This is a genomic window from Streptomyces xiamenensis (genome assembly GCF_000993785.3).
Lineage (GTDB): Bacteria > Actinomycetota > Actinomycetes > Streptomycetales > Streptomycetaceae > Streptomyces > Streptomyces xiamenensis.
The window spans coordinates 2,950,153-2,974,488 of sequence record NZ_CP009922.3 but is presented as its reverse complement, the minus strand read 5'-3'; the positions used below and the strand labels follow the sequence as shown (position 1 = coordinate 2,974,488).

The window sequence follows — 24,336 nt, the reverse complement described above, 5'->3', positions numbered from 1 at the left end:
CATAGACGCTTCACCAGCCGCCCTCGGGGATGAAAATCTTGCACTCAGGTGACAAAGATGCAGCGATTTGATATCGATGACCCGGATGTAGATATTGATTTCGGCTATCGCCTCCTTCACAAAGGAAATCCGATCAACGGCGAAGTCGAAGAGCGCCTGGGAGGATCCTTGATCTCCCGCGAGGAGTACGCGGATGGAATCAAGGAAGGCCCGACGCAGGAATGGCACAGGAACGGGCTACTGAAATCCCAGGGAATCCATCGTCGCGGATTGCCGGTGGGAGAATTTCGAGAATGGCACCCCACGGCACTCTGGCAAAGCTGCTGATCAACAATGATGACGGCACCAAAAGTCTCTCCGTCCAGGAGTGGGACGAGGACGGCAACCCGACTAAATATTGGCGATCGGAAAAGTCCTGACGTTCGACTAAAAGCTTCTCGTTCCCTTCGAGCGCCTGACGTCTATTAACCGGTCCCACCACGCCAGTGCCTTGATCACGCTGGCTAAAGAATCGCACTCATGCGTGAACATCTTCGCCGCTCCGCCCAGTGGGCAGACGCGATCGGCGCCACCGAATCGTGGCCGTTGTTCGATCTCGGGGAAGCCGTTTGGGCAGCCCCTAAGATCACCTCTCCCCTCACCCTGTCACCGATCTTAACGAGATCTCATTGGATTACCCCGACGCGAATGAAAGCCATTAGATGCCCCGTCACCCGGCTGAAATATCGGATACAGCGCAAGAAACGGCTCCGGTCCCCGACACCTGTAAGTGCCGGGGACCGGAGCCGTCATCGTTGCCGGAGGCTCAGAACGCCGCTTCGTCCAGGTCCATCACGCTCGGGTCCGTCGTCTCCGCCGCCGTGCGGGTCGCCGTCACCTTCGGGAGGACCGTGGTCGCGAAGTGCTTGGCCGCCGCGATCTTGCCCTCGTAGAACGGCTTGTCCTTCGCCGAGGCGCCGGGCAGCGCCTCCGCCGCCACCGCCGCACCGCGCAGCAGCAGGTAGCCGACGATCACGTCGCCCGTCGCCAGCAGGAAGTCGGTGGTGTTCAGGCCCACCTTGTAGATGGACTTCACGTCCTTCTCGGTGGCCGCGAGGTCGGTCAGCATGATGCCGGCGATGACCTCCAGGTCGGCGGCTGCCGTGGTCAGGCGTTCGCGGGCGGTGGCCAGGTCCTCGCCGCCCGGGGCGTCGGTCAGGAACTTCTTGATCTCGGCCGAGACCGTGCCCAGCGCCACGCCCTGGTTGCGGACGATCTTCCGGAAGAAGAAGTCCTGCCCCTGGATCGCGGTCGTGCCCTCGTACAGGGTGTCGATCTTGGCGTCCCGGATGTACTGCTCCAGCGGGTACTCCTGGAGGTAGCCGGACCCGCCGAAGGTCTGGAGGGACTGCGCGAGCTGCTCGTAGGAGCGCTCCGAGCCGTACCCCTTCACGATCGGCAGCAGCAGGTCGTTGATCGCCTCGTCCGCCGAGACGTCCTCGCCCGCCGCACGCTTGATCTCGATGCCGTCCTGGACGCTCGCCGTGTACAGCACCAGGGCCCGCATGCCCTCCGCGTACGCCTTCTGCGTCAGCAGCGAGCGGCGCACGTCGGGGTGGTGGGTGATGGTGACGCGCGGCGCGGTCTTGTCCGTGAAGCGGGCCAGGTCCGGGCCCTGGACGCGGTCCTTGGCGTACTCCAGGGCGTTCAGGTAGCCGGTGGACAGGGTCGCGATGGCCTTCGTGCCGACCATCATCCGCGCGAACTCGATGATCTTGAACATCTGGCGGATGCCGTCGTGCTTCTCGCCCAGCAGCCAGCCCTTGGCCGGCGTCCCGCCCGCGCCGAAGGTCAGCTCGCAGGTGTTGGAGACCTTCAGGCCCATCTTGTGCTCGACGTTCGTGGCGTAGACGCCGTTGCGCTCGCCCAGCTCGCCGGTCTCCCAGTCGAAGTCGTACTTGGGGACGATGAACAGGGACAGGCCCTTGGTGCCGCCGGCGTGCCCCTCGGGCCGCGCCAGCACGTAGTGGACGATGTTCTCGCTCAGGTCGTGCTCGCCCGACGTGATGAAGCGCTTGACGCCCTCGATGTGCCAGCTGCCGTCCTCCTGGCGCACCGCCTTCGTGCGGCCCGCGCCGACGTCCGAGCCGGCGTCCGGCTCGGTGAGCACCATGGTGGAGGCCCACTGCTTGTCGACCATCAGCTGGGCGATCTTGCGCTGCTCCTCGGTGCCCTCGTCGTACAGGATCGAGGCGAAGGCCGGCCCGGAGGCGTACATCCAGATCGCCGGGTTGGCGCCGAGGATGAACTCGGCGAAGCCCCACAGCAGCGAGCGCGGGGCGACGGTGCCGCCGAGCTCCTCGCCGATGCCCAGCCGCCACCACTCGGCGTCCATGTACGCGGCGTAGCTCTTCTTGAACGACTCGGGCAGCGGGGCGGTGTGCGTCGCGGGGTCGAAGACCGGGGGATTGCGGTCGCCGTCGGTGTACGAGGCGGCCAGCTCGTTCTCGGCGAGCCGGGCGATCTCCCGCAGGACGGTGCGGGCGGTGTCGGTGTCCGCCTCCGTGAACGGCCCGGTGCCGTACACCGAGCCGCGGCCGAGGACCTCGAACAGGTTGAACTCGATATCGCGGAGATTCGACTTGTAGTGACCCATGGCGACGACTCCAGCTCGCTCCAGTACCGGGCAGTAACTCCCATCATGCTACCCACCGGTAATAAGAAGCAAGCGGAAACCGGGCCCTCCTCACTCAGTAGGCTGCTGCGCATGTACGGCTACGACCAGACCCCGTACCAGGGTCAGCAGCAGCAGCCCTACGGGGACGCCTACAACGGGCAGCAGCTCTACCCCGAGCCGCCCCAGCCACAGCAGCAGGCCGCCGCGGCCCCCGCCGCCGGTGGCGCCGCCCCCGCGCCCCCGTCGTTCACCGACGCCCTGCGCGCTTACACCTCGGGCGCGCTGTCCTCGGAGGAGTTCCACGACATCTTTCTCGCGGCCAAGATCTACTGCCCGCGCGGGGAGACCCCCGGCTTCCTGGCACTGCACAACACCCAGCAGCCCGTCATCCCGCTGTTCACCTCGCTGCGGGAGCTGCGCCGCTACGCCGGCAAGGAGTCGCGCTACTTCACGGTCACCGGTGGCGAGGTGCTGGACCTGCTGCCCACCGGCTACGGCTTCGCGCTGGACATGGAGGGCGAGCACCGCCTCGTCCTGGAGGCCGCCGCCGTGAACGAGATGGTCGACTACACCATGCGGCGTATGTACGGCTGACCCGGAAGCAGCGCCGGGGGCGCCCACTCGACGAATGTTCATCGTTCAACTATTCTGATGACAGTTGCCGAGGAGGTACGCCATGCCCGCCATCACCGTCGAGAACCCGCTCACCCTGCCCAAGGTCGCCGCCCCCGCCGCCACCGGCGACACCCCCGTGCCGGCCCGCAAGGTGCTCACCGTCACCACCGCGCCCACCGGCTTCGAAGGGGAGGGCTTCCCGGTCCGCCGCGCCTTCGCGGGCATCAACTACCGGCACCTCGACCCGTTCATCATGATGGACCAGATGGGCGAGGTGGAGTACGCCGCCGGCGAGGCCAAGGGCACCCCCTGGCACCCGCACCGCGGCTTCGAGACCGTCACGTACCTCCTGGACGGCACCTTCGTCCACCAGGACTCCGAGGGCGGTGGCGGCGTCATCAAGGACGGCGACACCCAGTGGATGACCGCGGGCTCCGGCCTGCTCCACATCGAGGCCCCGCCGGAGGAGCTGGTCCTCAAGGGCGGCGTCTTCCACGGCATCCAGCTGTGGGTCAACCTCCCCGCCAAGAGCAAGATGACCGACCCCCGCTACCAGGACATCGGCGGCGGCAACGTCAAGCTGCTCTCCACCCCCGACGGCGGCGCCCTGCTGCGCCTGATCGCCGGTGACCTCGACGGCCACGAGGGCCCGGGTGTCACGCACACCCCCATCACCCTCATCCACGCCACCGTCACGGCCGGCGCCGAGCTGACGCTGCCCTGGCGTCCCGGCTTCAACGCGCTCGCCTACGTCCTGGCCGGACGCGGCACCGTGGGCACCGAGCGGCGCCCGGTCGAACTGGGCCAGACCGCCGTCTTCGGCGCCGAGGGCGAGACGGTCACCCTGCGGGCGGACGAGCGCCAGGACTCCCACACCCCGGCGCTGGAGGTCATCCTGCTGGGCGGGCAGCCGATCCGGGAGCCGATGGCCCACTACGGGCCCTTCGTGATGAACTCGCACGCCGAGCTGTCCCAGGCGTTCGACGACTTCCAGGCCGGACGGCTCGGGCGCATCCCGGCCACCCGCCAGAAGCGCTGAACGACGGGAGAGAGTCGAGGGGGAGACAAGCGGTCTTTCATACCCTTTGACCGCTTTATCCCTTTGCGGTGACCGGGCCCTGGACGGGACGGTAGTCTGAGTGGTCCATTCCCGGAACGTGTTGACGACTTGGATGAATGATGCATAGGTACCGGTCCCACCTCTGCGGCGAGCTGCGCTCCGCGGACATCGGCAAGGATGTCCGACTGTCGGGATGGCTGCACAATCGCCGCAATCTGGGCGGCATCCTCTTCATCGACCTGCGCGACCACTACGGCATCGTGCAGCTGGTCGTCCGCCCCGGCAGCGCCGTGAACGAGCAGCTCAGCTCGCTCTCCAAGGAGACGGTGATCCGCGTCGACGGCACGGTCGTGGCGCGCGGCGCGGACAACGTCAACCCCGAGCTGCCCACCGGCGAGATCGAGGTCGAGGTCGGCGAGGTCGAGGTGCTCGGCGCCGCCGACCAGATCCCGTTCACCATCAACGCCGACGACGGGGTGAACGAGGAACGCCGCCTGGAGTACCGCTTCCTGGACCTGCGCCGGGAGCGGATGCACCGCAACATCATCCTGCGCTCGCAGGTCATCTCCGCCATCCGGCAGAAGATGACCGCCCAGAACTTCACCGAGCTGGCGACCCCGATCCTCTCCGCCACCTCCCCCGAGGGCGCGCGCGACTTCCTGGTGCCCTCGCGGCTGCACGCCGGCAAGTTCTACGCCCTGCCGCAGGCTCCGCAGCAGTTCAAGCAGCTGCTGATGATCGCCGGCTTCGACCGGTACTTCCAGATCGCGCCCTGCTTCCGTGACGAGGACGCCCGCGCCGACCGCTCGCCCGGCGAGTTCTACCAGCTCGACGTCGAGATGAGCTTCGTCGAGCAGGAGGACGTCTTCCAGGTCATCGAGAAGGTGATGACCGAGCTGTTCGAGGAGTTCGGCGGCGGGCGCCACGTCACCTCGCCCTTCCCGCGCATCCCCTACCGCGAGGCGATGCTCAAGTACGGCTCCGACAAGCCGGATCTGCGGGCCACGCTGGAGCTCACCGACGTCTCGGAGATCTTCGCGGGCTCGGGCTTCAAGGCGTTCGCCGACAAGCACGTGCGCGCGCTGGCCGTCCCGGACACAGCCGGGCAGCCGCGCAAGTTCTTCGACCAGCTCGGTGAGTACGCCATCACCCAGGGCGCCAAGGGCCTGGCCTGGGTCCGGGTCGGCGAGGACGGCCGTACGCTCACCGGTCCGATCGCCAAGTTCCTCACCGAGGCCGACACCGAGGCGCTGCTCGGCAAGCTGAACGCCACCGCGGGCACCGCCGTGTTCTTCGGCGCCGGTGACTTCGAGGAGGTCTCGAAGATCATGGGCGCGGTGCGGGTGGAGGCCGCGCGCCGTGCCGGGCACTTCGAGGACGGCGTCTTCCGGTTCTGCTGGGTCGTCGACTTCCCGATGTTCGAGCGGAACGAGGACACCGGCCGGATCGAGTTCTCGCACAACCCGTTCTCCATGCCGCAGGGCGGCCTGGAGGCGCTGCGCGGCAAGGACCCGCTGGACATCCTGGCCTGGCAGTACGACATCGTGTGCAACGGTGTCGAGCTGTCCTCGGGCGCCATCCGCAACCACGAGCCCGACGTGATGTACGAGGCGTTCGGCATCGCCGGCTACTCCCGGGACGACGTGGAGCGGGAGTTCGGCGGCATGCTGCGGGCGTTCAAGTTCGGCGCCCCGCCGCACGGCGGGATCGCCCCGGGCGTGGACCGCATCGTGATGCTGCTGGCGGACGAGCCGAACATCCGCGAGACCATCGCCTTCCCGCTCAACGGCAACGCCCAGGACCTGCTGATGGGCGCCCCGAGCGAGGTGGACGAGGCCCGGCTGCGGGAGCTGCACCTGAGCGTGCGCAAGCCGCCGGCGCAGGAGAAGTAACACGCGGACAAGGAAGAAGCCCGGGAGGACGGACGCACCGCCTCCCGGGCTTTGCCGTGGGCGCGATCAGCCCTCGGGGTTGGCCGAGGAGTGGTGGCTGACGATCTGCCACTCGCCGGTCTTCGTGTTCTTCTCGTAGACGAAGGTGTAGCGGGCGTCGACGGTCGAGGTGACGCCGTCTTCGGTGAGGGTGAAGGTGTACGAGCCGGAGTCCACGGCGGATGTCGGGCTCAGGATGTCGACGTGGGACTCGTTGATCTCGCCGACCGGGTGCTTCTCCAGGAAGTGCTCGAAGTAGTCGACGATGCCGTCGCGGTCCGAACGTATCCGGTTGGAGAGGGTCGGGAGCAGCACGCCGTCGGGGGCGTAGAGGTCGGCGACCTGCTCCGGGTCCAGCGTGGCGAGGGCGTCGTTCCAGGTGTCGAACTGCTCCCGGATCTCCTGCTGGGTGGGGTAGGTGGTGTGCGGCCGGTGATGACCGTGACCAAACGTTTCCGCAGTGGTGTCGGCAGAGGCGACGGCGGTGGCCCCGGAGGCCGCGGTGAGCAGCAGCAGGCTGCTGGCGGCGACGGCGTAGCCGGTCCGGGATCGCGAAGTGATCTTACGCATAGGGCCCATGAGTACAGGCCCCCGGTGAAACGCTCTCCAAGAGTTGGTCAAGGAACTGGCATGGCAGGGCAAGGAGTTGACCAAGCCCGGCCATGTTCGTTCACATCCGGTCAGTTGAGTTTAAAGGTCGAACTCAGCCGGGGGGATGTCCAGCGCGAAGCAGACATCGCGGACGACCTTGCGCTCCTGGGCGTCGAAGTCCCCGTCCGCGCCGCCGATCACGATGCCGATCTGGATGACGGCGCGCGCCTCGGCCGGCTTCTTCTTCACCTTGGCGATCTCCTGCATCACCCCGATCTTCCCGAAGTCGAAGTCGGCGGTGAGCTGGTCGACGTACTTGTTGAACCGCTGCCGCAGATCGTCGGCCGGGAAGTTCTGGAGCACCTCGTTGCCGCCGATGAGCGCCGCGACCCGCTGCCGCTCGGCCGGGTCCACCGAACCGTCGGCGGCGGCCACCAGCGCGCACATGGCCATGCTGGCGTCCCGGAACGCCCCGCTCTTGAGGTCGTTCTTCTTCGCCACCAGCTGGGACTGCATGGTCTGGGCGGAATCCTTGATCCGGTCCCACAGGGCCATGGTCTGCTCTCCTCGACGTGCGTTGCGTCAGCCTTACCTGACGTCAACGAACCCGGATGGGACACGAGTTCCGTACGGACGAGGGCGCGTTGTCACAGCCCGGGCCCCGGGCGCAGGGCGCGGAAGTACAGGAACCGGGGCGCGGTGGAGAGCAGGTCGAACCACGCCGGGTCCTGCTCCCGGGCCTCGGGGCGGGGCATCGGTTCCTCCAGCCGGTCCACCGTGAAACCGGCGTCCCGCAGGGCGTTGAAGGCGGCGCCGAGCGGGCGGCGGTAGAACCGTACGGTGCGGGGGCGGCCGGCCACCGTCCAGGTGTCCGTCACCCGCTCGGTGCGGAAGTAGTCCGGCCGCTCGAACCAGTGCCAGTCCTCCCCCGGGTGGTGCACCGACATCACCAGCGCGCCGCCGGGCCGCAGCACGCGGCGCAGTTCGGCCAGGGGGCCGCTCCAGTCCTCCAGGTAGTGCAGCACGAGGGAGGCCGTGACCAGGTCGAAGGAGGCGTCCGGGAGGAAGTCCAGCGGGGCGGCGAGGTCCGCGTGGTGGAAGCGGCCGCTGTCGCCGCAGTGTTCGCCGGCCAGCCGCACCATCTGCGCGCTGGCGTCGATCCCCGTGACGGACGCGGCGCCGCGCTCGATGAGCAGCGCGGACAGGTGCCCGGCGGCGCAGCCCACGTCGAGCACCCGCCGGCCGGTCACGTCCCCCGCCAGCGCGAGGACGGCGGGCCGGTCGTAGTGCGCGTTGACGATGTTCGAGGCGGTGTGCTCGGCGTACTCCGCGCCCATCGCGTCGTACTGGTCGGGCTCGTCCGGCGGTGGGAACGGGGCGGATTGGTCGGGCTGGTCGGGCTGTCGCGTCATCGCCCCAGGGTCGCCCATCGGCGCGCCCGCGGTAACGGTGACGGCGGCCGGGAATCGCTCCCCGGCCGCCGCCCGCCCCGCGCCGTCACCGGCGTTCGGCCGCCCGGAAGGTGCGCAGCCGCAGGCTGTTGGCCACCACCGACACCGAGGAGAAGGCCATCGCGGCGCCCGCCAGCATCGGGTTCAGCAGCCCGGCCGCCGCCAGCGGCAGCGCGGCGACGTTGTAGCCGAACGCCCAGACCAGGTTGGTCTTGATGGTGAACAGCGTCTTGCGGGAGAGCCGGATGGCGTCCGCCGCCACCCGCAGGTCGCCGCGCACCAGGGTGAGGTCGCCGGCCTCGATCGCGGCGTCCGTCCCGGTCCCCATCGCCAGGCCCAGGTCGGCGGTGGCCAGCGCGGCGGCGTCGTTCACGCCGTCGCCGACCATGGCGACCGTCTTGCCCCCGGCCTGCAGCCGCCTGACGACATCCACCTTGTCCTGCGGCATCACCCCGGCGATCACGTGCTCGGCGTCGATGCCGACCTCCGCCGCCACCGCCCGGGCCACGGCCTCGTTGTCACCGGTCAGCAGGATCGGGGTCAGGCCCAGGTCGCGCAGTCGCGCGACCGCCTCGGCGCTGGTCTCCTTCACCGCGTCGGCGACCTCGAACACGGCCCGTGCCTCGCCGTCCCAGGCGACGGTGATCGCGGTGCGGCCTGCGGCCTCCGCCCGTGCCCGCGCCGCCGCCAGCGCGTCCGGCAGCTCGATGGCCCACTCCGTCAGCAGCCGTTCCCGGCCCACCAGGACGGCGTGGCCCTCCACGACCCCCTGCACACCGAGCCCGGGCACATTGGCGAAGTCCTCGGGGGTGGGCAGCGCCGCCCCCAGGCGCTCCGCCGCGCCCGCCGCGACCGCCTGGGCGATCGGGTGTTCCGAGGCGTGTTCCAGCGCCCCGGCCAGCCGCAGCACGTCGGCCTCCGGCGTACCGTCCGCGACGTGCACGCCCAGCAGGGTCATCCGGCCGGTGGTGACCGTACCGGTCTTGTCGAGCACGATCGTGTCGGCCTTGCGGGTGTTCTCCAGGACCTCGGGGCCCTTGATGAGGACGCCGATCTGCGCGCCGCGCCCCGTGCCGACCATCAGGGCCGTCGGGGTGGCCAGGCCCAGCGCGCACGGGCAGGCGATGATCAGGACGGCCACGGCGGCGGTGAACGCGGCGGACGCCCCGCCACCCGTCAGCAGCCAGAAGGCCAGCGTGCCCAGGGCCAGGACGATCACGGCCGGTACGAACACCGCCGAGATCCGGTCGGCGAGCCGCTGGGCCGCCGCCTTGCCGTGCTGGGCGTCCTCGACCAGCTTCGCCATCCGTGCCAGCTGGGTGTCGGCGCCGACCCGGGTGGCCTCGACCACCAGCCGGCCGCCGGCGTTCACGGTGGCGCCGGTGACCGCGTCCCCGGCCGCGACCTCCACCGGTACGGACTCCCCGGTCAGCATGGACGTGTCCACGGCGGACGAGCCCTCGACCACCACACCGTCGGTGGCGATCTTCTCTCCGGGGCGCACCAGGAAGCGGTCGCCGACCGCGAGGCGGTCGACCGGCACCAGGACGGGTACGCCGTCCCGCAGCACTGTGACCTCCTTGGCGCCCAGTTCCATCAGGGCCCGCAGGGCCGCGCCCGCCGTGCGCTTGGCGCGGGCCTCCAGATAGCGCCCGGTCAGCAGGAAGGCGGTGACCCCGGCCGCCGCCTCCAGGTAGATGTTGCCGCTGGCGTCGCCGCGCTGGATGGTCAGCTCGAAGGGGTGGGTCATGCCGGGGTGGCCGGCCATGCCGAAGAACAGGGCCCACACCGACCACAGCAGCGCGGCCAGGGTGCCGATGGACACGAGGGTGTCCATGGTGGCGGCGCCGTGCCGGGCGTTGGTGAAGGCGGCCCGGTGGAAGGACCAGCCGCCCCAGATCACGGCGGGCGCGGCGAGGGTCAGGGAGAGCCACTGCCAGTACTCGAACTGCCAGGCCGGCACCATGGCCAGGGCGACCACGGGGACGGACAGCGCCACGGTGACCAGCAGCCGGTGCCGCAGCGTGGCCAGCTCGTCGGGGGCGCCGGGGGTGGCCCGGGCGCCTGTGCCGCCCGGTGCGGCGGGGGCCGGCTCGGGTACCGGTGGTTCCGGTACGGCGGCGGTGTACCCCGTCCTCTCGACCACGGCGATGAGATCGGGCACCGCCACCTCGCCGCCGTAGCTGACCCTGGCCTTCTCGGTGGCGTAGTTGACGCTCGCCGTCACCCCCTCCATGCGGTTGAGCTTCTTCTCGATCCGCGCCGCGCAGGAGGCACACGTCATCCCGCCGATGGCGAGCTCGATCTCGTCCCTGGTGCCGCTGTCGCTGATGCTGTCGTTCATGCCTGCTCTCCTCACGGGTGAATATACCCTAGGGAGGTATCCCGTCCCCTGTCTCCTGTATACCCCCATGGGGTATCACGGCGCAAGAAGCCCGAAGGAATACGCATCGACCCCGGGGGGTTCCGGGTAGGGGCAGCCGGAACCCGAACCCGCATGGCCGAGAGAGTGAGAGTGCGATGACCACCATCGAGCTGACCAAGGACAACTTCGAGGAGCAGGTCGCCAGCAAGGGGATCGCCTTCGTCGACTTCTGGGCCTCCTGGTGCGGGCCCTGCCGCAAGTTCGCCCCCGTCTTCGAGGAGGCGGCCGGCCGGCACGACGACATCATGTTCGGCAAGGTGGACACCGAGGCCCAGCAGGAGCTGGCCCAGGCCTTCCAGATCACCTCCATCCCCACCCTGATGGCGATCCGCGACAACGTCGTGCTGTACTCCCAGCCCGGCGCCATCCCCGGCACCGCGCTGGAGGAGCTGATCGCCAAGGTCCGCGAGGTCGACATGGCCGAGGTGCACCAGAAGCTCGCCGAGCAGCAGGCCGGGGAAGAAGGCGCGCAGCAGCCCGGCCAGGGGCCCGCCGCCTAAGGTAGGTCCATGAGCAGCGGCAGCCGGGCGATCGCGACCTCCGTCTTCACCGAGATGACCGAACTGGCCCGGCGCACGGGGGCCGTCAACCTCGGGCAGGGCGTGCCCGAGCTGCCCGGCCCGCCCGCACTGCTGCGCGACGTGAGCGAGGCGGTGCTGGCCGGCGACAACCAGTACCCGCCCGCCTACGGGCTGCCCGCCCTGCGCGAGGCCATCGCCGCCCACCAGCTGCGCCGCTACGGCCTGCGGCACGCGCCGGACGGCGAGGTCCTGGTCACCACCGGCGCCACCGAGGCGCTGGCCGCCGCCGTCCTGGCCCTCACCGGTCCTGGCGACGAGATCCTCACCTTCGACCCCTGCTACGACGCCTACCCCGCCGGCGCCCGGCTCAGCGGCGCCACGCTGATGGCCGTGCCGCTCGCCGCGGACAGGGACCGTTTCGTCCTGGACGCCGACGCGCTGCGCGCCGCCGTCACCCCGCGCACCCGGCTGCTGCTGTTCAACTCCCCGCACAACCCCACCGGCAAGGTCTTCACCCCCGCCGAGCTGGAGACCGTCGCGGCGGTGTGCCGCGAGCACGACCTGATCGCGGTCACCGACGAGGTGTACGAACACCTGCTGTACGACGAGGGTGACCGGCACCTGCCGCTCGCCGCGCTGCCCGGGATGCGCGAGCGCACCCTGACCATCTCCTCGGCCGGCAAGACGTTCAACGTCACCGGCTGGAAGGTGGGCTGGGTCTGCGGCCCGTCCTCCCTGGTCAGCGCCGTCACCTCCGTGAAGCAGTTCCTCACCTACGCCTCGGGCACCCCGTACCAGGCGGCCCTGGCCCGCGCGCTGGACGGCGTCGAGGAGTGGGCGGCCCAGCTGCGGGACACGCTGCGGGCGAACCGGGCGCTGCTCACCGAGGGGCTGACGGCGGCCGGGCTGCGCCCGTACCGCGCCGAGGCCGGGTACTTCCTCCAGGCCGATGTCCGGCCCTGGGGGTATCAGGACGGGGTGCGGTTCTGCCGCGAACTGCCCGAGCGTGCCGGGGTGGTCGCCATCCCGACCTCCGCCTTCCAGCTGAACCCGGGCGGGCCGGGCTCCCCGCCGTACCTGGCGCGGTTCTCGTTCTGCAAACCGCCCGCGTCGCTGCGGGAGGCGGCGGAACGGCTCAGCGCGGCGGCACCGGTGGCGCCGGCTCCGACGGCCGCGCCACCACGCCCCACGGCGTAGGCCCCGCCCCCTCCGGCGGCCGTTCGCCGGCGGCCAGCCTGCGCAGCGGACCGGTGACCGCGCGCCGCAGCATCGCCTTGAGCGCGGTGCGTTCGGCCTCGTCCAGATCGGCCAGCGCCAGCCGTTCGATGGCCGCCACCTCGGCGCGCGCGGCGGCCAGGGCCCGCTGTCCGGCGTCGGTGGCCGTGACGATGCGCGCCCGGCGGTCCTCCGGGTCCGGGCGCCGGGTGATCAGCCCGGCCTTCTCCAGGTCGTCCAGGACGGCGACCATCTTGCTCTTGTCGATGGACGACGCCTCGGACAGCGCCAGCTGGGTGCGGGCCGGCTCCTCCGCGAGCCCGAGCAGCACGGTGTAGCCCCACAGGTCCATGCCGTGCTGCCGCACGGCCCGGTCCTCGGCCACGGTGAGACCGAACTTCATCTGCAGCAGCAGCCATCGCAGGTCGTCTTCAAGCTCGCCGCTGCTCATGCGCAGATGCTAGCAAGCCCAAGATCTTCTCCAGCAGAAATGGGAAGTGGGCAAATTCATTAGCTTTGCAAACTATTTTCCCTCGATCCGCTGGGTGCCGCCCCCGCCCACATCCCCGTGATCCACGGCTGACACCCGGCGTACCCCTACAGGCCGCGCCCGGATCCGTACCGCTCCCCCTGTACGGGCCACCCGCCGTCACGGGGCGTCTCTTCGGGCGCGGTCACGTCGTTAGGCGCTGTGACCACGACACACGACGGACAGCGCGAACGACGCGACCGCACTCCCGGAGGGACCGCCGCTCATGCCCACGCACCCCCTGCGCCCACGCTTCGCCTGGCTGGAGATCACCGGCTTCTGCAATCTGCGCTGCCGGCACTGCTACGCCGGTTCCTCCCCGCAGGGCACCCACGGCGAGATGACCGACGCCGACTGGCTGCGGGTGCTCGGCGAGCTGAGCGAACTCGGCGTGCGCGACGTGCAGTTCATCGGCGGCGAGCCCACCCTGCACCCCGGTCTGCCCGCGTACATCCACAGCGCCCGCCGGCACGGCATGGAGGTCGAGGTGTTCAGCAACATGACGCACATCGGCCCCCCGCTGTGGGAGGCGCTGCGCCGCGACGGGGTACGGCTGGCCTTCAGCTACTACAGCGCGGACCCCGCCGCCCACGACGAGATGACCGGAGCGGCCGGGTCGCACGCCCGCACCCGCGCCAACATCCGGCGCGCCCGCGAACTGGGCGTACCCCTGCGCGGCAGCCTCATCGAGGAGGTGCGCACCGTGCCCGAACAGCGTGCCGGGGACGGCGGCCGGCGCGATCTGCTGGAGCTGGGCGTGCGGGAGATCGGTACGGACCGGGTCCGCCCGTACGGACGTGCCGCCGACGGCGCGGGACGCGCCCCGCAGTGCGGCGGGCTGTGCGGACGCTGTGGCCACGGGCGGCTCGCGGTGCTGCCCGACGGGCGCGTCACCCCGTGCGTGTTCTCCCGCTGGCTGGCCATGGGCAACGCGCGCGAGCAGAGCCTGCGGGAGATCTGCGCCGGCGACGCGACCCTGCGGGCGAGGCAGGAGCTGGCGGCGCACTTCCCGCCGGCGGCCGTGCACGCCACCCCCGTCTGTCTCCCCGACTGCGCCCCCGCCGCGAGCGTCAAGAAGAAGCGCAAGGAGGACGAGGAGGGGACGGGCGGCGGAACGGAGCCGGCGCCCGGCGTGCGCGGGACCGCGGGCCGCTGACGGCGTCGGCCCGCCCCCGTGGGCCCGGCCGCACCGCTACAGGACGAACGGCTCGCCCGCGTCGCTCACCAGCGGCTTCCCCGCCTCGTGCCAGGCCTGCAGCCCGCCCGCCACATTGGTCGCGTCGATGCCCTGCTGCACCAGGTACCCGGTGACCTGCGCCGACCGGCCGCCCACCCGGCACAGCACGTACAGCGGTCCGTCCCCGGCCCGTTCGGTGATCTCCGGAAGCCGGTCCACCACCTCACGGATGGGGACGTGCAGCGCGCCCTCGGCGCGCCCTGCCGCCCACTCGTCCGGCTCGCGCACGTCCAGGAGTACGGCGTCGGCGGGCACGTCGCCCACGGGAACGGTGGGGATGTTCGGGAAGTTCATACAACCGACCCTAACGCTCACTCGCCGGCCAGCAGGGCGGCGAGTTCCGCCTCCTTGGCCGTGACCTTCTGCCGCAGTTCGCCGGCGATCTCCTCCAGCAGCACATCCGGGTCCTCGGGCGCCATCCGCAGCATCGCCCCGATCGCGCTGTCCTCCAGCGCGGCGGCGGCGTCCGCCAGCAGTTCCTTCCGGTTGGCCAGCCACTCCAGGCGCGCGTACAGCTCCTCGCGCCGCCCGTACGCGGCGGGCTCCGGGGAGGGGCCGACCCCGTTGTCCCACTCGGTGGTCAGCTCGCGCAGTGCCTTCGCGTCGCCGCGCCCGTACGCCTGGTTGACGCGTACGAGAAAGGCCCCGCGCCGGTCGCGCTCGGTCGGGTCGGCGACCAGGTCGGGGTGGGCCCGGCGGACCAGCTCGCGGTAGAGCTTGCGCGCCTCCTCGCCGGGGCGCACCTTCGGCGGGGGCTGCACGGACTGCTCGGTGAGCATCGCGGCGGCCTCCGGCGAGAAGCCGTCGCCGTCCAGCCAGCCCTGGAACAGCTCGGAGACCTGGGGCATCGGCGCCACCATGGCGCGTGCCTCGCGGGCCCGGCGCTCGTCCTCGGGGTCCTTGGTGCGGGCGGCCACCGCCTCGGCGATCTCCGCCTCGATCTCCTCGAGGCGGCCGTAGAGCGGACCCAGACGCTGTTCGTGGAGCCGGGAGAAGTTCTCCACCTCGATGCGGAAGGTCTCCACCGCGATCTCGAACTCGATCAGCGCGGCCTCGGCGGCCCGCACCGCCTGATCGAGGCGCTCGGTGGCGGCGGCTTCCTCGCGCTCCTCGCGCTCGTCGCGGGCTTCGTGCTCGTCGCGCGCTTCGTGCTCTTCCCCTGTTGTCACCCCGTCAGCCTAGGCGGTCATTCGCGCAGCGCCTCCGGGCACTGCTCCGCACCGTTCACCAGGTGCTGCTCGGCCCAGCGCGACAGCTCCACCAGGGCCGGGCGCAGATCCTCCCCGGCCGCCGTGAGCCGGTAGGTGACGCGCAGCGGGGGGCCGGGGTCCACCTCGCGCGAGACGAGTTCGAGCGCGGCCAGCTCGCTCAGCCGGTCCGAGAGCATCCGTTCGCTGATCCCGGGGATCGAGCGGCGCAGCACCGCGAACTGTCCGGGTCCGCCCATCAGGGCGGCCACCACCAGCCCCGTCCACCGCTTCCCGAAGACGCCGAAGACCCGGGTCATCGCGTCGTCCGGCTCGGTACACCGGCCGCCGTCCGTCTCTTTCACCCCCAAGGGGGGCCTTTCCTCGCCATCCCGGTGCTCCGCCATGAATCCACTCTACGGGAAGAGGGGCACATTGCTAAATAAAAGTAAGCTGCTACGCTAAAGAAACCTGCGCACTCTGCCGCAGTAACGTACCTCTTTCATCACCGCGTGTCACAGCCGCGGTGACCGTCACGAAGGAACCACCCTCATGCCCACGCTGCTGCACATCGACTCCTCCCTGAACGGCGACAACTCCGTCTCCCGCGAGGTCACCAAGACCTTCCGCGAGGAGTGGCTCGCGCATCACCCCGACGGCAAGGTCATCTACCGCGACCTGGCCGCCGAGCCGCTGCCGCACACCACCGCCGTCTCGCACTACGCGCCCAACGTCGACGCCGGGGACCGCACCCCCGAGCAGCAGGCCGCGTACGCGCTCCGCGACGAGCTGGCCAAGGAGCTGGAGGAGGCCGACGCCGTCGTCCTGGGCGCGCCGCTGTACAACTACACGATCCCCTCCACGCTCAAGAGCTGGCTGGACCACGTGATCATCGGCGGCCGCACCTCGATGGCCGAGACCCCGAGCGCGGCCGGCACGCCCGTCACCGTGGTCACCAGCCGTGGCGGCTCGTACGCGCCCGGCACCCCCATGGAGGGCAACGACTTCGCCCAGAACTACCTCACCTGGGTTCTCGGCAGCACCCTCGCCCTGGACGTCACCTTCATCGTTCCGGAGCTGACCCTGGCCCGCATCGTGCCGGCCATGTCCGGGCTGATCGAGCAGGCCGACGCCTCCCGCGCCAAGGCCCACGAGCAGGCCCGCGACCGCGCCAAGGCCCTCGCCGCCGCCTGAGCCGACGCGAGCGTCGCCGCGCACGACAGCGAACGCCACGAAGCCCCGCCCGTGACGGGCGGGGCTTCGTGCTGTCCGGTGCCGCTCCTCAGCCGGCGGAGGACCGGGCCTGTTCCTGCCCGGCCACCTCCACCGTCCCGCCCGGCTCGTCCGCCGCGGCCTCGCCCGCCTTCCCGGACTTCCCGGCGTCGCCCTGCTGGGCGGCCGGCCGGGGCACGCCCGGCACGGACACCCCCGCCGTCGCACCACCGGGCACACTCGCCAGCCGCGCCAGCCGCTGCCGCACCGCCTTCACCAGCCGCCCCGCCGTGAAGGACGCCCCGTAGACGAACCGCATCGAGGGCCCGAACGTCGGCGCCGCCAGCAGCCCCGCGAAGAAGAGACCGGGCCGCGAGGACTCGAAGCCCGCGTCCAGCTGCGGCGCCCGCGTCCCCAGCACCGCCGTCAGCCCGTCCCGCAGCGCCGGGTCGAGCAGATCGAGCCGACGCAGATCCGGTACGAAGCCGGTGGCCGCGATGACGTGCTCCGTCTCGATCAGCGACCGCCCCTCACCCGGCGTGGCCAGTTCGAGCCGCACGCCGTCCTCGATCCGTACCGCCCGCCGGATCCGGTGTCCCAGCCGGACCGGCACCGCTCCCTCCACCCGTTCCCGCAGCCACCACGCGCCCGCCGGGCCCAGCGCCGTCGTGGCGATCTTGACCCGGGTGGTCTCCGGCAGCCGGCGCACCGCCCACGGCACCCGCGAGTACGCCCAGCTGCTCCACCCCGTGCCGAGCCCGCTGTGCGGGGCGCGCAGCCGGGCGAGCGGATTGCGGCGCAGCGGCTGCGGCACGGTGTTCCAGTTGATGGCGCCCGCCCGGGCCACCACCGTGGGCAGCGCGCCGTGCTCCAGCAGCAGCGCGGCCGTCTCCAGCGCCGCCTGCCCCGCGCCGACCACCGTCACCTCCTGCCCCTTGAACGCGGCCAGGTCGCGGTGCCCGCTGCTGTGCGAGGCCAGTTCCGGTGGCAGGTCGCGCAGCGCCTGCGGCAGATGGACGAACGGCATGACGCCGATCGCCAGCGCGAGCGTGCGGCACAGCATGACCTCGCCGGTGTCCGTCTCCACCCGGAAGCCGTCGCCGTGCGGCGTCACGGACACGACGTTCTGTTCCTCCACCGGCACCGGGAGCCGCCGCGCGAACCACATGCCGTAGTCCGTGAACGTCTCGATCGGCAGCGGATGGCCGTGCTCGGCCCGTTCCTCGCGCTCCGCGCAGTAGGCGGCGAGGGTGTGCTCGCGCGCCGCGTCGGACAGATTGGACGCCCAGGGCTCCGACTTCAGGAACATGCCACCGGGCATGTGATCCCGCCAGGACGCCATCGGCCGGCCCAGGATCCGCAGATCCAGACCGGCCGCGGCCGCGTGCGCGGCGATCGACAGGCCGTACGGGCCGGCGCCTACCACTACCAGGTCGTGCATCGGGGTTCGCCGCTCTCTCTCACTGGGTTGGGTGGGGTGGAAGGGGGGAGGACGCGGGCACCGGCACGGTGGCCGGAGCCGGGATCGCGCGGGAAAGCGGGGCCGGGGCCGAGGGGTGCGGGGAAGGAGAGCGGGAGGAAGAGGAGAGGGACCGAGCCCGCTCCCACCCCTTGCGCGCCGCCCGCGCCGTCCACCCGCCCGCCATCGCCGCGAACGGCGCCGGATCGTCCGCCGCGAACCACGCCGTCTCCACCGGCCGCCCGCGCAGCGCCGCCACCCGCGCGGGGGCGGTCAGGGCGGCCAGCAGCCCGTAGTTCTCGGCGACGAACATCCGCCCCGGCACCGCCCGCCCCACCGGCACCCGCCGCCCCGTCAGATCCAGGTGCAGCGCCCGCACCACATCGAGCCCCGACGGATCCGTGAACAGCCGGAACTGCGCCCCGGGACGCGGATTGACATCCAGCAGGTGGTACGCGCCGGAGCCGGCCTCGCGGCGGAAGTCCAGGTCGAGGATGCCGTGATGGCCCAGGTGCGCAGCCAGCCGCCGGGCCGCCGCCGCCACCTCGGGGTTCTCCCGCCAGCTCCCCACGGCGGTGGCCCCGGCGCCCAGCGGCCACGACAGGTCCTTGCGCCCGGTGCCCCCGTACAGCGGCACCCCGCCCCGGCCGAAACAGCCGTGGAAGAACCAGTCGGCGTTCCGGCCGCCGGCCAGCCGCCGCTGGAGCAGCAGCCGGCTCCCGGCCCGGGCGCTCGCCGCGTACAGCCGCAGCGCCTGACCGGCCGAGGTGATCACGGTCGCGCTGCGCAGCCCGCTGTCCTTCGGCAGCAGCCAGGGGCGGCTCCACTTGGCGATCAGCGGCAGCCCCAGCTCCCGTACGGCGGCGGCCACCTCCTGCGGCCCGTCCGGGACGACGGTCGCGGGGTGCGGCAGCCCGAGCTCGGCGCACAGCCCGGCCAGCCGCTCCTTGTCGGCGGCCCGCTCCACGGCGCCGGGGGTCGTCCCGGGCAGCAGATAGGCGCCGCGCAGGCGGTCCGCGAGGCCGGAGGCCAGGGCGAGCGCGCCCGCGTCGTCCATGGGAAGGAGAACGGCGGGCCGCCCGATACGTTCCGCGGTACGCAGCAGCAGCCGCTCGACATCGATATCCGCGGCCCCGGGAATGGGGTGCGCCCGGTGCAGATAACGGGACCGGGCGAGCGGACCGCGCGGGGATTCCACGAAGGCGTGCACTTCCACGCCCGCCCGGCCGAGTGAGCGAACGGCACCGAGCGAACCGTGGTGAAAGGGATGGTGATCGAGTCGGAGCAGCAGTGCGGGCACTCTGGTGTCGAGCGGCGACATGCCCCAGATCATTCCCCGCACCCGCGCATACGATCGGCAGCGGCCTCGATCGGCCTATCAGAATGCCTTCGTGCGGCCCATTCAAGGGATTTTGTGCTTAATCTCGGATCATGATCGGCCTCGGAATCGCCACGACCGTCCTGCTGGCGGCCACCACCTCCGTCACCCCCCTTTCCAACGATTCCTTCGGCGCGTTCCTGGGCTCGGGCGCGGAGGGCGTGGACCGCGCCGAACTGCTGGAGCACTGGCTGGGCGGCACGGAGATGACGGTCGGCCGCACCTACCTGCCCGGGGACCTGTGGTCGAACATCGAGGGCCGGCCCGAGTTCCTCGCCCCCTGGGCGGGATGGCGCCAGGAGAAGGACGACCGGCTGTTCGTCCTCAACGTCCCCATGCTGGAGCGGAACGAGGACGATCTGCCCGACCACCTGGTGGGGCAACTGCTGCGTTCGGGGGCCTCGGGAAGCTACGACCAGCACTTCCGGGTGCTGGGCGAGCGGCTGGTGGCGGCCGGGCTCGCGGACGCGGTGCTGGTCCTGGGGTGGGAGATGAACGGCACGACGTACACGCACCGCTGCGCGCCGGATCCCGAGGCGTGGAAGCGGTACTGGCGGCGCATTGTGACCACGATGCGCGCCGTACCGGGACAGGACTTCCGTTTCGATTTCGCACCGAACAGGGGGACCGACGCGATCGAGTGGGACCGTTGCTATCCGGGGGACGACGTGGTCGACATCATCGGAATGGACACGTACGACCAGCCGCCCGGCGAAACGTTTGACGAGCAGATCAGCCAGCCGTACGGACTTCAGTTCCATGTCGATTTCGCGGCGGCGCACGGGAAGCCGATTTCCTTCCCGGAATGGGGCCTGTTCCGCAATGGGGACAACCCCGAATACATGCGGCGGATGCTGGAATGGATCGACGCGGTCCAGCCCGTGTATCACTCCATCAGTGATTACTGCCCGCACGGTGTGTGGCAATGCGTCCAGAACCCGGCGTCCTCGGAGGTCTTCCGCGCCGCGCTGTCCGCGACGCCGCCGGGCTCCGGGGCGGGCGGGCCGGGACGCGGGCCGCGCCCCGGCGAAGACGGCGACGACGGCGCCGGGGACCCGGGCCGGGGACCCCGCCCGGGCGACGGCTAACCGGGCCGACCGGACATCGGACGGTCCGTCCGGGGCCGCGGTGCCGCCCGCTCCCGCTCCCGCTCCTCGGACGGATCGTGCCGGCCGCTCTGGTCGCGCGGCTGGGCCGGCACGGTGGTGACGGGCCCCGGCGGGTCACCGGCGTTGGTCCGCACCAGCAGCACCAGAAGCCCCACCAGCAACCCCGCCACCAGGCCCACCGCCAGCCGCACGAGCGGAGCGGCCGACACGGGGGCGGCCGAGGGCTGCGCCTCGGCGAAGACGGTGAGCCGGGCACCGGTGCTGTCCGCGGCGTCATTGCCGTACGCGATCAGGGCACGGGTGACGGCGTTGGCCATCTCGGCGGCCCGCGCCGCCCGCGGGGCCGTGCCGGTGATCTCGATCATCGGCGCGTCGGGGGAGGTCGACGCCCGCACGCCGTCCCGCAACCTGTCGAGCGAGACCCCGGCGTCGGTCTGAGCGGTGGTCAGCACGGCGTCCCCGGTGGCGATCCGCCCGAACGCCTGGGCCAGCCCCACGGCGGCGGCCGGATCCGCCCCCTCACCGGTGTCCCGGACGACCACATAGCCACTGGCGGCGTACTCCCGGTCGGCCAGCAGCCCGTACCCCCCGCCCAGCAGCGCACCGGCCACCCCGCACAGCGCCAGCGGCCACCAGAACGGAACCCGGCGGGGGGCGCGCGCCCACGCCACGACGCGCCCGAGGTCCCGGCGCCCGGCGGATCCCGCGCGCCTGGCCCGGGCCAACCACCGGCCCACCGGCACGGCACCCGGCGCGCCACCGGCACGGTGTCCCGGCACCTTCCGGTCCGCAGCCGGCTCCGCACCGGGCGTCTCCCCCGGTCCGCGCGCCTCCCCACCGGGCCGCCGGCCGGACGGCCGGGCCGCTGCCGCCCCCGGGTCCCCCGGCGAACCCGCCGGGGCGGTCCGCGTACGCCCTTCCTCACCCGCCGGCACGCCGGGTTCCGGCCCGCGCCGCTCCGGCGTCGCCTCCACCTCACCGTCCGGCAGGCCGGCCGGGGGAGGCGTGGGTTCCGCACGTTCACCACCGACGCGCCGCTGCTGTCCGGCTCCCGCCCCGCTGTCCGGCGCGGCGGCCGCGAGGGGCGTCCGCTCCGCGCCGTCAGCCCTGTCGCCCCGGGCGTCCCGCACCACCGGCCGCCTCGGCCCCGGATCCGCCGCGCCGTCGGTGCTCACCCTCAGCGGGGTCGCCGGGTCGCCCGCCGGCTGCCGAGCGGCAGCGGCCGACAGCCCAGGGCCCGTACGGACCCGGCCGGCGCGTCCCGGCCGGAATCCGGGGGTGCGCGCCGGGCGCGGCCGGCGGGAGGCCGGGACGCCCGCCCGCCGGGTCCGCAGCGGGCGCCGGGCGTTGATGAGGAACCACAACAGCCAGCCCACGCCCACCATCCGCGCGACGCCATGTCCACGACGGCCGCCCCGGGCTGCCCGGGAGGCGGCGGGTGACGCGTCAGCGCCGGAGGTGGCGCCGGACGGTGGCGTTTTGGCTTCCCCGTGGACCGCGTCCGGCTTCTCGGAGCGGGCGGACGGCCCCTCGGAGCCGCCCTCCGCCGCACGACCGGCCCCGGCGCCCGGTGACTCGGCGGCGGCCCCGGCGTCCGGGGACTCGTTCCCGGGACGCTCAGCCGCGCCGCCGGCACCGGCACGGACGGCCGGCGCCTCTGCCCCCGCCCCCGCCCCGGCCCCGGAAGACCTGCCCGCCTCCACCCCACCGGCCTCCGCCGCCACGGCCTCCCCCGCCGCCCTACCCGCGCGGGCTGCCCGCTCCACCGGTCGGGCCTGGCCGGCCCGCCGTTGCCGCTTCGGGCGGACCATGGCCTTCGCTCGCGTCTTCGCCTTGCGTCTCATCGGCTCTGCGCCCCTTCGTACACATCCATCAGTCGCCCGGCCACCCGGCCGATGTCGTAGTGGTGCACCGCCTCCGGCACCGGGAAGCGGCACGGGGCCCGCTCCACCTCGGTGCGCAGCGCCGCCCGCAGGGCGTCCGCCCCGCCCCGCACCCGGCGCGCGCCCGGGGCGGCCTGCCGGGGGAGTTCGTCGATCGCCGGGCAGGTCACGTGCAGCACCGGCAGCCCGGCCGCCAGCGCCTCCAGCGTGGCCAGCCCGAACGTCTCCTCCGTCGAGGCGGAGACGAAGACGTCCATCGCCGACAGCAGCGCGGGCACCTCGCACTCACCCGGCAGCAGGACCCGGTCCCCGATCCCGCACCCCGCCGCCAGGCGTTCCAGTTCGCCCCGCAGCGGCCCCTCGCCGCCCAGGACCAGCCGCACGTTCCCCGGCAGCCCGGCCACCGCCCGTACCAGGTCGGCGAAGCCCTTCCCGGGCACCAGCCGGCCCACCCCGCCCACCAGCACCGCGTCCGGCGGGACGCCCAGCCGGGCGCGTTCCGCCGCCCGTGCCCCGCCCGCGTACCGGAACCGCCGCGCCGCGATGCCGTTGGGCACCACGTGGATCCGCTCCGCCGGCACCCCCCACTCCCGCAGCCGGCCCGCCACCGTGCCGGAGACGGCGACCGTGGCCCGGCCCAGCCGCTCGGTCGCCAGATACAGCTCGCGCGTCCCCCGGGTCAGCGGCCTGCCCTCCATCACCCTCTCGCCCAGCGAGTGCTCGGTCGCCACGACCGCCCGTACGCCGGCCAGCCGGGCGGCGACGCGGCCGTACACGCAGGCCCGGTAGAGATGGGTGTGCACCACGTCGTACCGGCCCCGGCGGATCAGCCGGGCCAGTCTCGGGAGCGCGCCCACGTCGCGGTTGCCGGCCATGCCCAGGTGCGTCACGCGGACGCCGTCGGCGCGCAGTTCGCGGGCGACCGCGCCCGGGTTGGTGAGGGTCACCACCTCGCTCTCCACCGGCAGCCGCGCGATCAGCGACCGCAGTTGGCGTTCGGCGCCGCCGACGCCCAGGCCGGTGATGATGTGCAGGGCCCGCTTCACGCCGGGGCCTGCCCGTCCCCCACGACCGGCAGGGCCTCCACCGGGCGGCGCCGCAGCGGGTGCAGCAGCCGCTTGGCCCGCAGCCGCGCCCCGCCGTCCGCCTGCCCGACGTGGACGCGCGGCAGCGCGTGCCGCCCGGTCAGCGGGCCGGGGTCGATGGCGCAGGCGTACGCGTAGCCCGCCTCCCGTACGGCGTCCACCGACCGCTGGTCGATCGTGCCGTAGGGGTAGCAGAAGCCGGTGATGTCCTGGCCGGTGAGCTCGGCCAGCCGCTCGCGGCTGCCGGCGGTCTCGGCGCGCAGGGTGTCCTCGTCGAGGTCGGGGAGCGCCCGGTGCAGCAGCCCGTGCGAGCCGATCTCCATGCCGGCCTCGGCGGCGGCCAGGATGCCGGCCTCGTCGAGGAGTTCCTTGCGCGGGCCGAGTTCGTCCCACTCGTTCTCGCCGCCGAGCCGCCCGGGCAGCACGAACACGGTCGCGGTGAACCCGTGCTGGCGCAGCAGCGGCACGGCGTGCCGGGTGAAGTCGGTGTAGCCGTCGTCGAAGGTGAGGGCCACCAGTCCCGAGGGGTCGCCCGCGTCGTGCGCGGCGAGGAGTTCGGCGGCGGAGACGCCGCGCAGGCCGCGCTTGCGCAGCCAGCCGAGCTGGGTGCGCAGCCGGTCGGGGGTGACGGTGATGTTGTACGGGTCGGCGGGGGTCACCGTGACCGAGTGGTACATCAGCGTCCACAGGTGACGTCTCGCGGCGCGGCCCCGTACGGGCGCCTGCTCCCGCTCCCCTTCCCGGTCCTGCTCCGGCTCGGCGTCCGTGAGCAGTTCGTCGAGCGAGGACGTG

Annotated in this window: 23 protein-coding genes; 9 read left to right on the top strand and 14 right to left on the bottom strand. The window is 72.2% G+C overall.

All coding sequences use genetic code 11. From position 1 onward, the window contains the following. The first annotated feature begins 57 nt into the window (after positions 1-57). Positions 58-327, top strand: coding sequence for a toxin-antitoxin system YwqK family antitoxin (locus SXIM_RS13590; RefSeq protein ID WP_246156882.1), 270 nt, complete (start codon positions 58-60; stop codon positions 325-327). A 478-nt stretch (positions 328-805) separates the two neighbouring features. On the opposite strand, the gene SXIM_RS13585 is transcribed toward SXIM_RS13590, so the two are convergent. Beyond that, positions 806-2,635: an acyl-CoA dehydrogenase gene (locus tag SXIM_RS13585; protein WP_030732745.1), complete on the bottom strand. Its 1,830-nt coding sequence runs from the start codon at positions 2,633-2,635 to the stop codon at positions 806-808. Positions 2,636-2,746: 111 nt separating this feature from the next. Here SXIM_RS13585 and SXIM_RS13580 point away from each other — a divergent pair, with 111 nt between their 5' ends. The 3 genes from SXIM_RS13580 (at position 2,747) to aspS (ending at position 6,223) form a co-directional block, all read left to right on the top strand. Beyond that, positions 2,747-3,250: an SseB family protein gene (locus SXIM_RS13580; RefSeq protein WP_030732743.1), complete on the top strand. Its 504-nt coding sequence runs from the start codon at positions 2,747-2,749 to the stop codon at positions 3,248-3,250. Between the two features lie 82 nt (positions 3,251-3,332). Continuing rightward, positions 3,333-4,310 carry a pirin family protein gene (locus tag SXIM_RS13575; protein ID WP_030732740.1) on the top strand — a complete coding sequence of 326 codons (978 nt, stop codon included), beginning with the start codon at positions 3,333-3,335 and terminating at the stop codon, positions 4,308-4,310. A gap of 140 nt (positions 4,311-4,450) precedes the next feature. Then, positions 4,451-6,223: an aspartate--tRNA ligase gene (aspS, locus tag SXIM_RS13570; RefSeq protein WP_046724152.1), complete on the top strand. Its 1,773-nt coding sequence runs from the start codon at positions 4,451-4,453 to the stop codon at positions 6,221-6,223. Positions 6,224-6,289: 66 nt separating this feature from the next. Here the strand turns inward: aspS and SXIM_RS13565 are convergent, their stop codons facing one another. The 4 genes from SXIM_RS13565 to SXIM_RS13550 all read right to left on the bottom strand — a co-directional run bounded on the left by SXIM_RS13565 (position 6,290) and on the right by SXIM_RS13550 (position 10,648). After that, positions 6,290-6,832 (bottom strand): SgcJ/EcaC family oxidoreductase, encoded by a 543-nt coding sequence (locus SXIM_RS13565; protein WP_043177571.1) that lies wholly within the window; start codon positions 6,830-6,832, stop codon positions 6,290-6,292. 120 nt (positions 6,833-6,952) lie between these two features. Next, entirely contained in the window at positions 6,953-7,408 is a 456-nt protein-coding gene (locus SXIM_RS13560) for a tellurite resistance TerB family protein (protein WP_030732730.1), read from the bottom strand. Between the two features lie 92 nt (positions 7,409-7,500). Then, positions 7,501-8,265: a class I SAM-dependent methyltransferase gene (locus tag SXIM_RS13555; protein ID WP_078846913.1), complete on the bottom strand. Its 765-nt coding sequence runs from the start codon at positions 8,263-8,265 to the stop codon at positions 7,501-7,503. Positions 8,266-8,350: 85 nt separating this feature from the next. Continuing rightward, positions 8,351-10,648 (bottom strand): heavy metal translocating P-type ATPase, encoded by a 2,298-nt coding sequence (locus SXIM_RS13550; protein ID WP_030732726.1) that lies wholly within the window; start codon positions 10,646-10,648, stop codon positions 8,351-8,353. Between the two features lie 176 nt (positions 10,649-10,824). Between SXIM_RS13550 and trxA the strand changes: the two genes are divergently transcribed. Then, complete coding sequence (gene trxA, locus SXIM_RS13545) at positions 10,825-11,229, top strand: thioredoxin (protein WP_030732723.1); 405 nt, start codon at positions 10,825-10,827, stop codon at positions 11,227-11,229. Between the two features lie 9 nt (positions 11,230-11,238). Then, positions 11,239-12,447, top strand: coding sequence for an aminotransferase class I/II-fold pyridoxal phosphate-dependent enzyme (locus tag SXIM_RS13540; protein WP_046724150.1), 1,209 nt, complete (start codon positions 11,239-11,241; stop codon positions 12,445-12,447). Here the strand turns inward: SXIM_RS13540 and SXIM_RS13535 are convergent. Beyond that, a complete protein-coding gene (locus SXIM_RS13535) occupies positions 12,386-12,916 on the bottom strand; it encodes a MarR family winged helix-turn-helix transcriptional regulator (RefSeq protein WP_046724148.1) in 531 nt (176 codons plus the stop codon). The genes SXIM_RS13540 and SXIM_RS13535 overlap by 62 nt on opposite strands. Positions 12,917-13,220: 304 nt before the next feature. Between SXIM_RS13535 and SXIM_RS13530 the strand changes: the two genes are divergently transcribed. Next, a complete protein-coding gene (locus tag SXIM_RS13530; RefSeq protein ID WP_078846912.1) occupies positions 13,221-14,150 on the top strand; it encodes a radical SAM/SPASM domain-containing protein in 930 nt (309 codons plus the stop codon). A gap of 36 nt (positions 14,151-14,186) precedes the next feature. On the opposite strand, the gene SXIM_RS13525 is transcribed toward SXIM_RS13530, so the two are convergent. From SXIM_RS13525 to SXIM_RS13515, 3 genes are read right to left on the bottom strand one after another with little or no spacing between them, the layout of a single operon-like run. Next, positions 14,187-14,525: a rhodanese-like domain-containing protein gene (locus SXIM_RS13525; RefSeq protein WP_030732712.1), complete on the bottom strand. Its 339-nt coding sequence runs from the start codon at positions 14,523-14,525 to the stop codon at positions 14,187-14,189. Positions 14,526-14,542: 17 nt separating this feature from the next. Next, positions 14,543-15,400, bottom strand: a complete 858-nt coding sequence (locus SXIM_RS13520) for a hypothetical protein (protein WP_030732709.1) — start codon at positions 15,398-15,400, stop codon at positions 14,543-14,545. Between the two features lie 17 nt (positions 15,401-15,417). Next, positions 15,418-15,738, bottom strand: a complete 321-nt coding sequence (locus SXIM_RS13515; protein WP_046725643.1) for a winged helix-turn-helix transcriptional regulator — start codon at positions 15,736-15,738, stop codon at positions 15,418-15,420. A gap of 232 nt (positions 15,739-15,970) precedes the next feature. On the opposite strand from SXIM_RS13515, the gene SXIM_RS13510 reads away from it, so the two are divergent. Then, entirely contained in the window at positions 15,971-16,612 is a 642-nt protein-coding gene (locus SXIM_RS13510) for an FMN-dependent NADH-azoreductase (protein ID WP_030732706.1), read from the top strand. 88 nt (positions 16,613-16,700) lie between these two features. Here the strand turns inward: SXIM_RS13510 and SXIM_RS13505 are convergent, their stop codons facing one another. Together SXIM_RS13505 and SXIM_RS13500 are read right to left on the bottom strand one after the other, a co-directional pair. Next, positions 16,701-18,071 (bottom strand): NAD(P)-binding domain-containing protein, encoded by a 1,371-nt coding sequence (locus SXIM_RS13505; RefSeq protein WP_234306868.1) that lies wholly within the window; start codon positions 18,069-18,071, stop codon positions 16,701-16,703. A 19-nt stretch (positions 18,072-18,090) separates the two neighbouring features. After that, entirely contained in the window at positions 18,091-19,410 is a 1,320-nt protein-coding gene (locus SXIM_RS13500; protein WP_046724129.1) for a carboxylate--amine ligase, read from the bottom strand. Between the two features lie 110 nt (positions 19,411-19,520). On the opposite strand from SXIM_RS13500, the gene SXIM_RS13495 reads away from it, so the two are divergent. Then, a complete protein-coding gene (locus tag SXIM_RS13495) occupies positions 19,521-20,555 on the top strand; it encodes a glycoside hydrolase family 26 protein (protein ID WP_053116188.1) in 1,035 nt (344 codons plus the stop codon). Here the strand turns inward: SXIM_RS13495 and SXIM_RS13490 are convergent. From SXIM_RS13490 to SXIM_RS13475, 3 genes are all read right to left on the bottom strand, one after another. Further along, positions 20,552-21,247, bottom strand: a complete 696-nt coding sequence (locus tag SXIM_RS13490; RefSeq protein ID WP_046725641.1) for a hypothetical protein — start codon at positions 21,245-21,247, stop codon at positions 20,552-20,554. The two genes, SXIM_RS13495 and SXIM_RS13490, sit on opposite strands and share 4 nt — an antisense overlap. A 1,169-nt stretch (positions 21,248-22,416) precedes the next feature. Further along, positions 22,417-23,505, bottom strand: a complete 1,089-nt coding sequence (locus tag SXIM_RS13480) for a glycosyltransferase (protein WP_046724127.1) — start codon at positions 23,503-23,505, stop codon at positions 22,417-22,419. Beyond that, positions 23,502-24,221, bottom strand: a complete 720-nt coding sequence (locus tag SXIM_RS13475; protein WP_030732691.1) for a polysaccharide deacetylase family protein — start codon at positions 24,219-24,221, stop codon at positions 23,502-23,504. The genes SXIM_RS13480 and SXIM_RS13475 overlap by 4 nt, the downstream gene beginning before the upstream one ends. Positions 24,222-24,336: the final 115 nt, after the last annotated feature.

Bases quoted from the DNA above. Each gene is read 5' to 3' on its own strand.
- SXIM_RS13530 (WP_078846912.1), top strand. From the start codon at position 13,221: ATGCCCACGCACCCCCTGCGCCCACGCTTCGCCTGGCTGGAGATCACC.
- SXIM_RS13590 (WP_246156882.1), top strand. From the start codon at position 58: ATGCAGCGATTTGATATCGATGACCCGGATGTAGATATTGATTTCGGC.
- SXIM_RS13565 (WP_043177571.1), bottom strand. From the start codon at position 6,832: ATGCGTAAGATCACTTCGCGATCCCGGACCGGCTACGCCGTCGCCGCC.
- SXIM_RS13515 (WP_046725643.1), bottom strand. From the start codon at position 15,738: ATGACCCGGGTCTTCGGCGTCTTCGGGAAGCGGTGGACGGGGCTGGTG.
- SXIM_RS13555 (WP_078846913.1), bottom strand. From the start codon at position 8,265: ATGACGCGACAGCCCGACCAGCCCGACCAATCCGCCCCGTTCCCACCG.
- SXIM_RS13475 (WP_030732691.1), bottom strand. From the start codon at position 24,221: ATGTACCACTCGGTCACGGTGACCCCCGCCGACCCGTACAACATCACC.
- SXIM_RS13505 (WP_234306868.1), bottom strand. From the start codon at position 18,071: ATGCACGACCTGGTAGTGGTAGGCGCCGGCCCGTACGGCCTGTCGATC.
- SXIM_RS13575 (WP_030732740.1), top strand. From the start codon at position 3,333: ATGCCCGCCATCACCGTCGAGAACCCGCTCACCCTGCCCAAGGTCGCC.
- SXIM_RS13500 (WP_046724129.1), bottom strand. From the start codon at position 19,410: ATGTCGCCGCTCGACACCAGAGTGCCCGCACTGCTGCTCCGACTCGAT.
- SXIM_RS13495 (WP_053116188.1), top strand. From the start codon at position 19,521: ATGATCGGCCTCGGAATCGCCACGACCGTCCTGCTGGCGGCCACCACC.
- SXIM_RS13580 (WP_030732743.1), top strand. From the start codon at position 2,747: ATGTACGGCTACGACCAGACCCCGTACCAGGGTCAGCAGCAGCAGCCC.
- SXIM_RS13525 (WP_030732712.1), bottom strand. From the start codon at position 14,525: ATGAACTTCCCGAACATCCCCACCGTTCCCGTGGGCGACGTGCCCGCC.
- trxA (WP_030732723.1), top strand. From the start codon at position 10,825: ATGACCACCATCGAGCTGACCAAGGACAACTTCGAGGAGCAGGTCGCC.
- SXIM_RS13550 (WP_030732726.1), bottom strand. From the start codon at position 10,648: ATGAACGACAGCATCAGCGACAGCGGCACCAGGGACGAGATCGAGCTC.
- SXIM_RS13585 (WP_030732745.1), bottom strand. From the start codon at position 2,635: ATGGGTCACTACAAGTCGAATCTCCGCGATATCGAGTTCAACCTGTTC.
- SXIM_RS13560 (WP_030732730.1), bottom strand. From the start codon at position 7,408: ATGGCCCTGTGGGACCGGATCAAGGATTCCGCCCAGACCATGCAGTCC.
- SXIM_RS13540 (WP_046724150.1), top strand. From the start codon at position 11,239: ATGAGCAGCGGCAGCCGGGCGATCGCGACCTCCGTCTTCACCGAGATG.
- SXIM_RS13535 (WP_046724148.1), bottom strand. From the start codon at position 12,916: ATGAGCAGCGGCGAGCTTGAAGACGACCTGCGATGGCTGCTGCTGCAG.
- SXIM_RS13510 (WP_030732706.1), top strand. From the start codon at position 15,971: ATGCCCACGCTGCTGCACATCGACTCCTCCCTGAACGGCGACAACTCC.
- aspS (WP_046724152.1), top strand. From the start codon at position 4,451: ATGCATAGGTACCGGTCCCACCTCTGCGGCGAGCTGCGCTCCGCGGAC.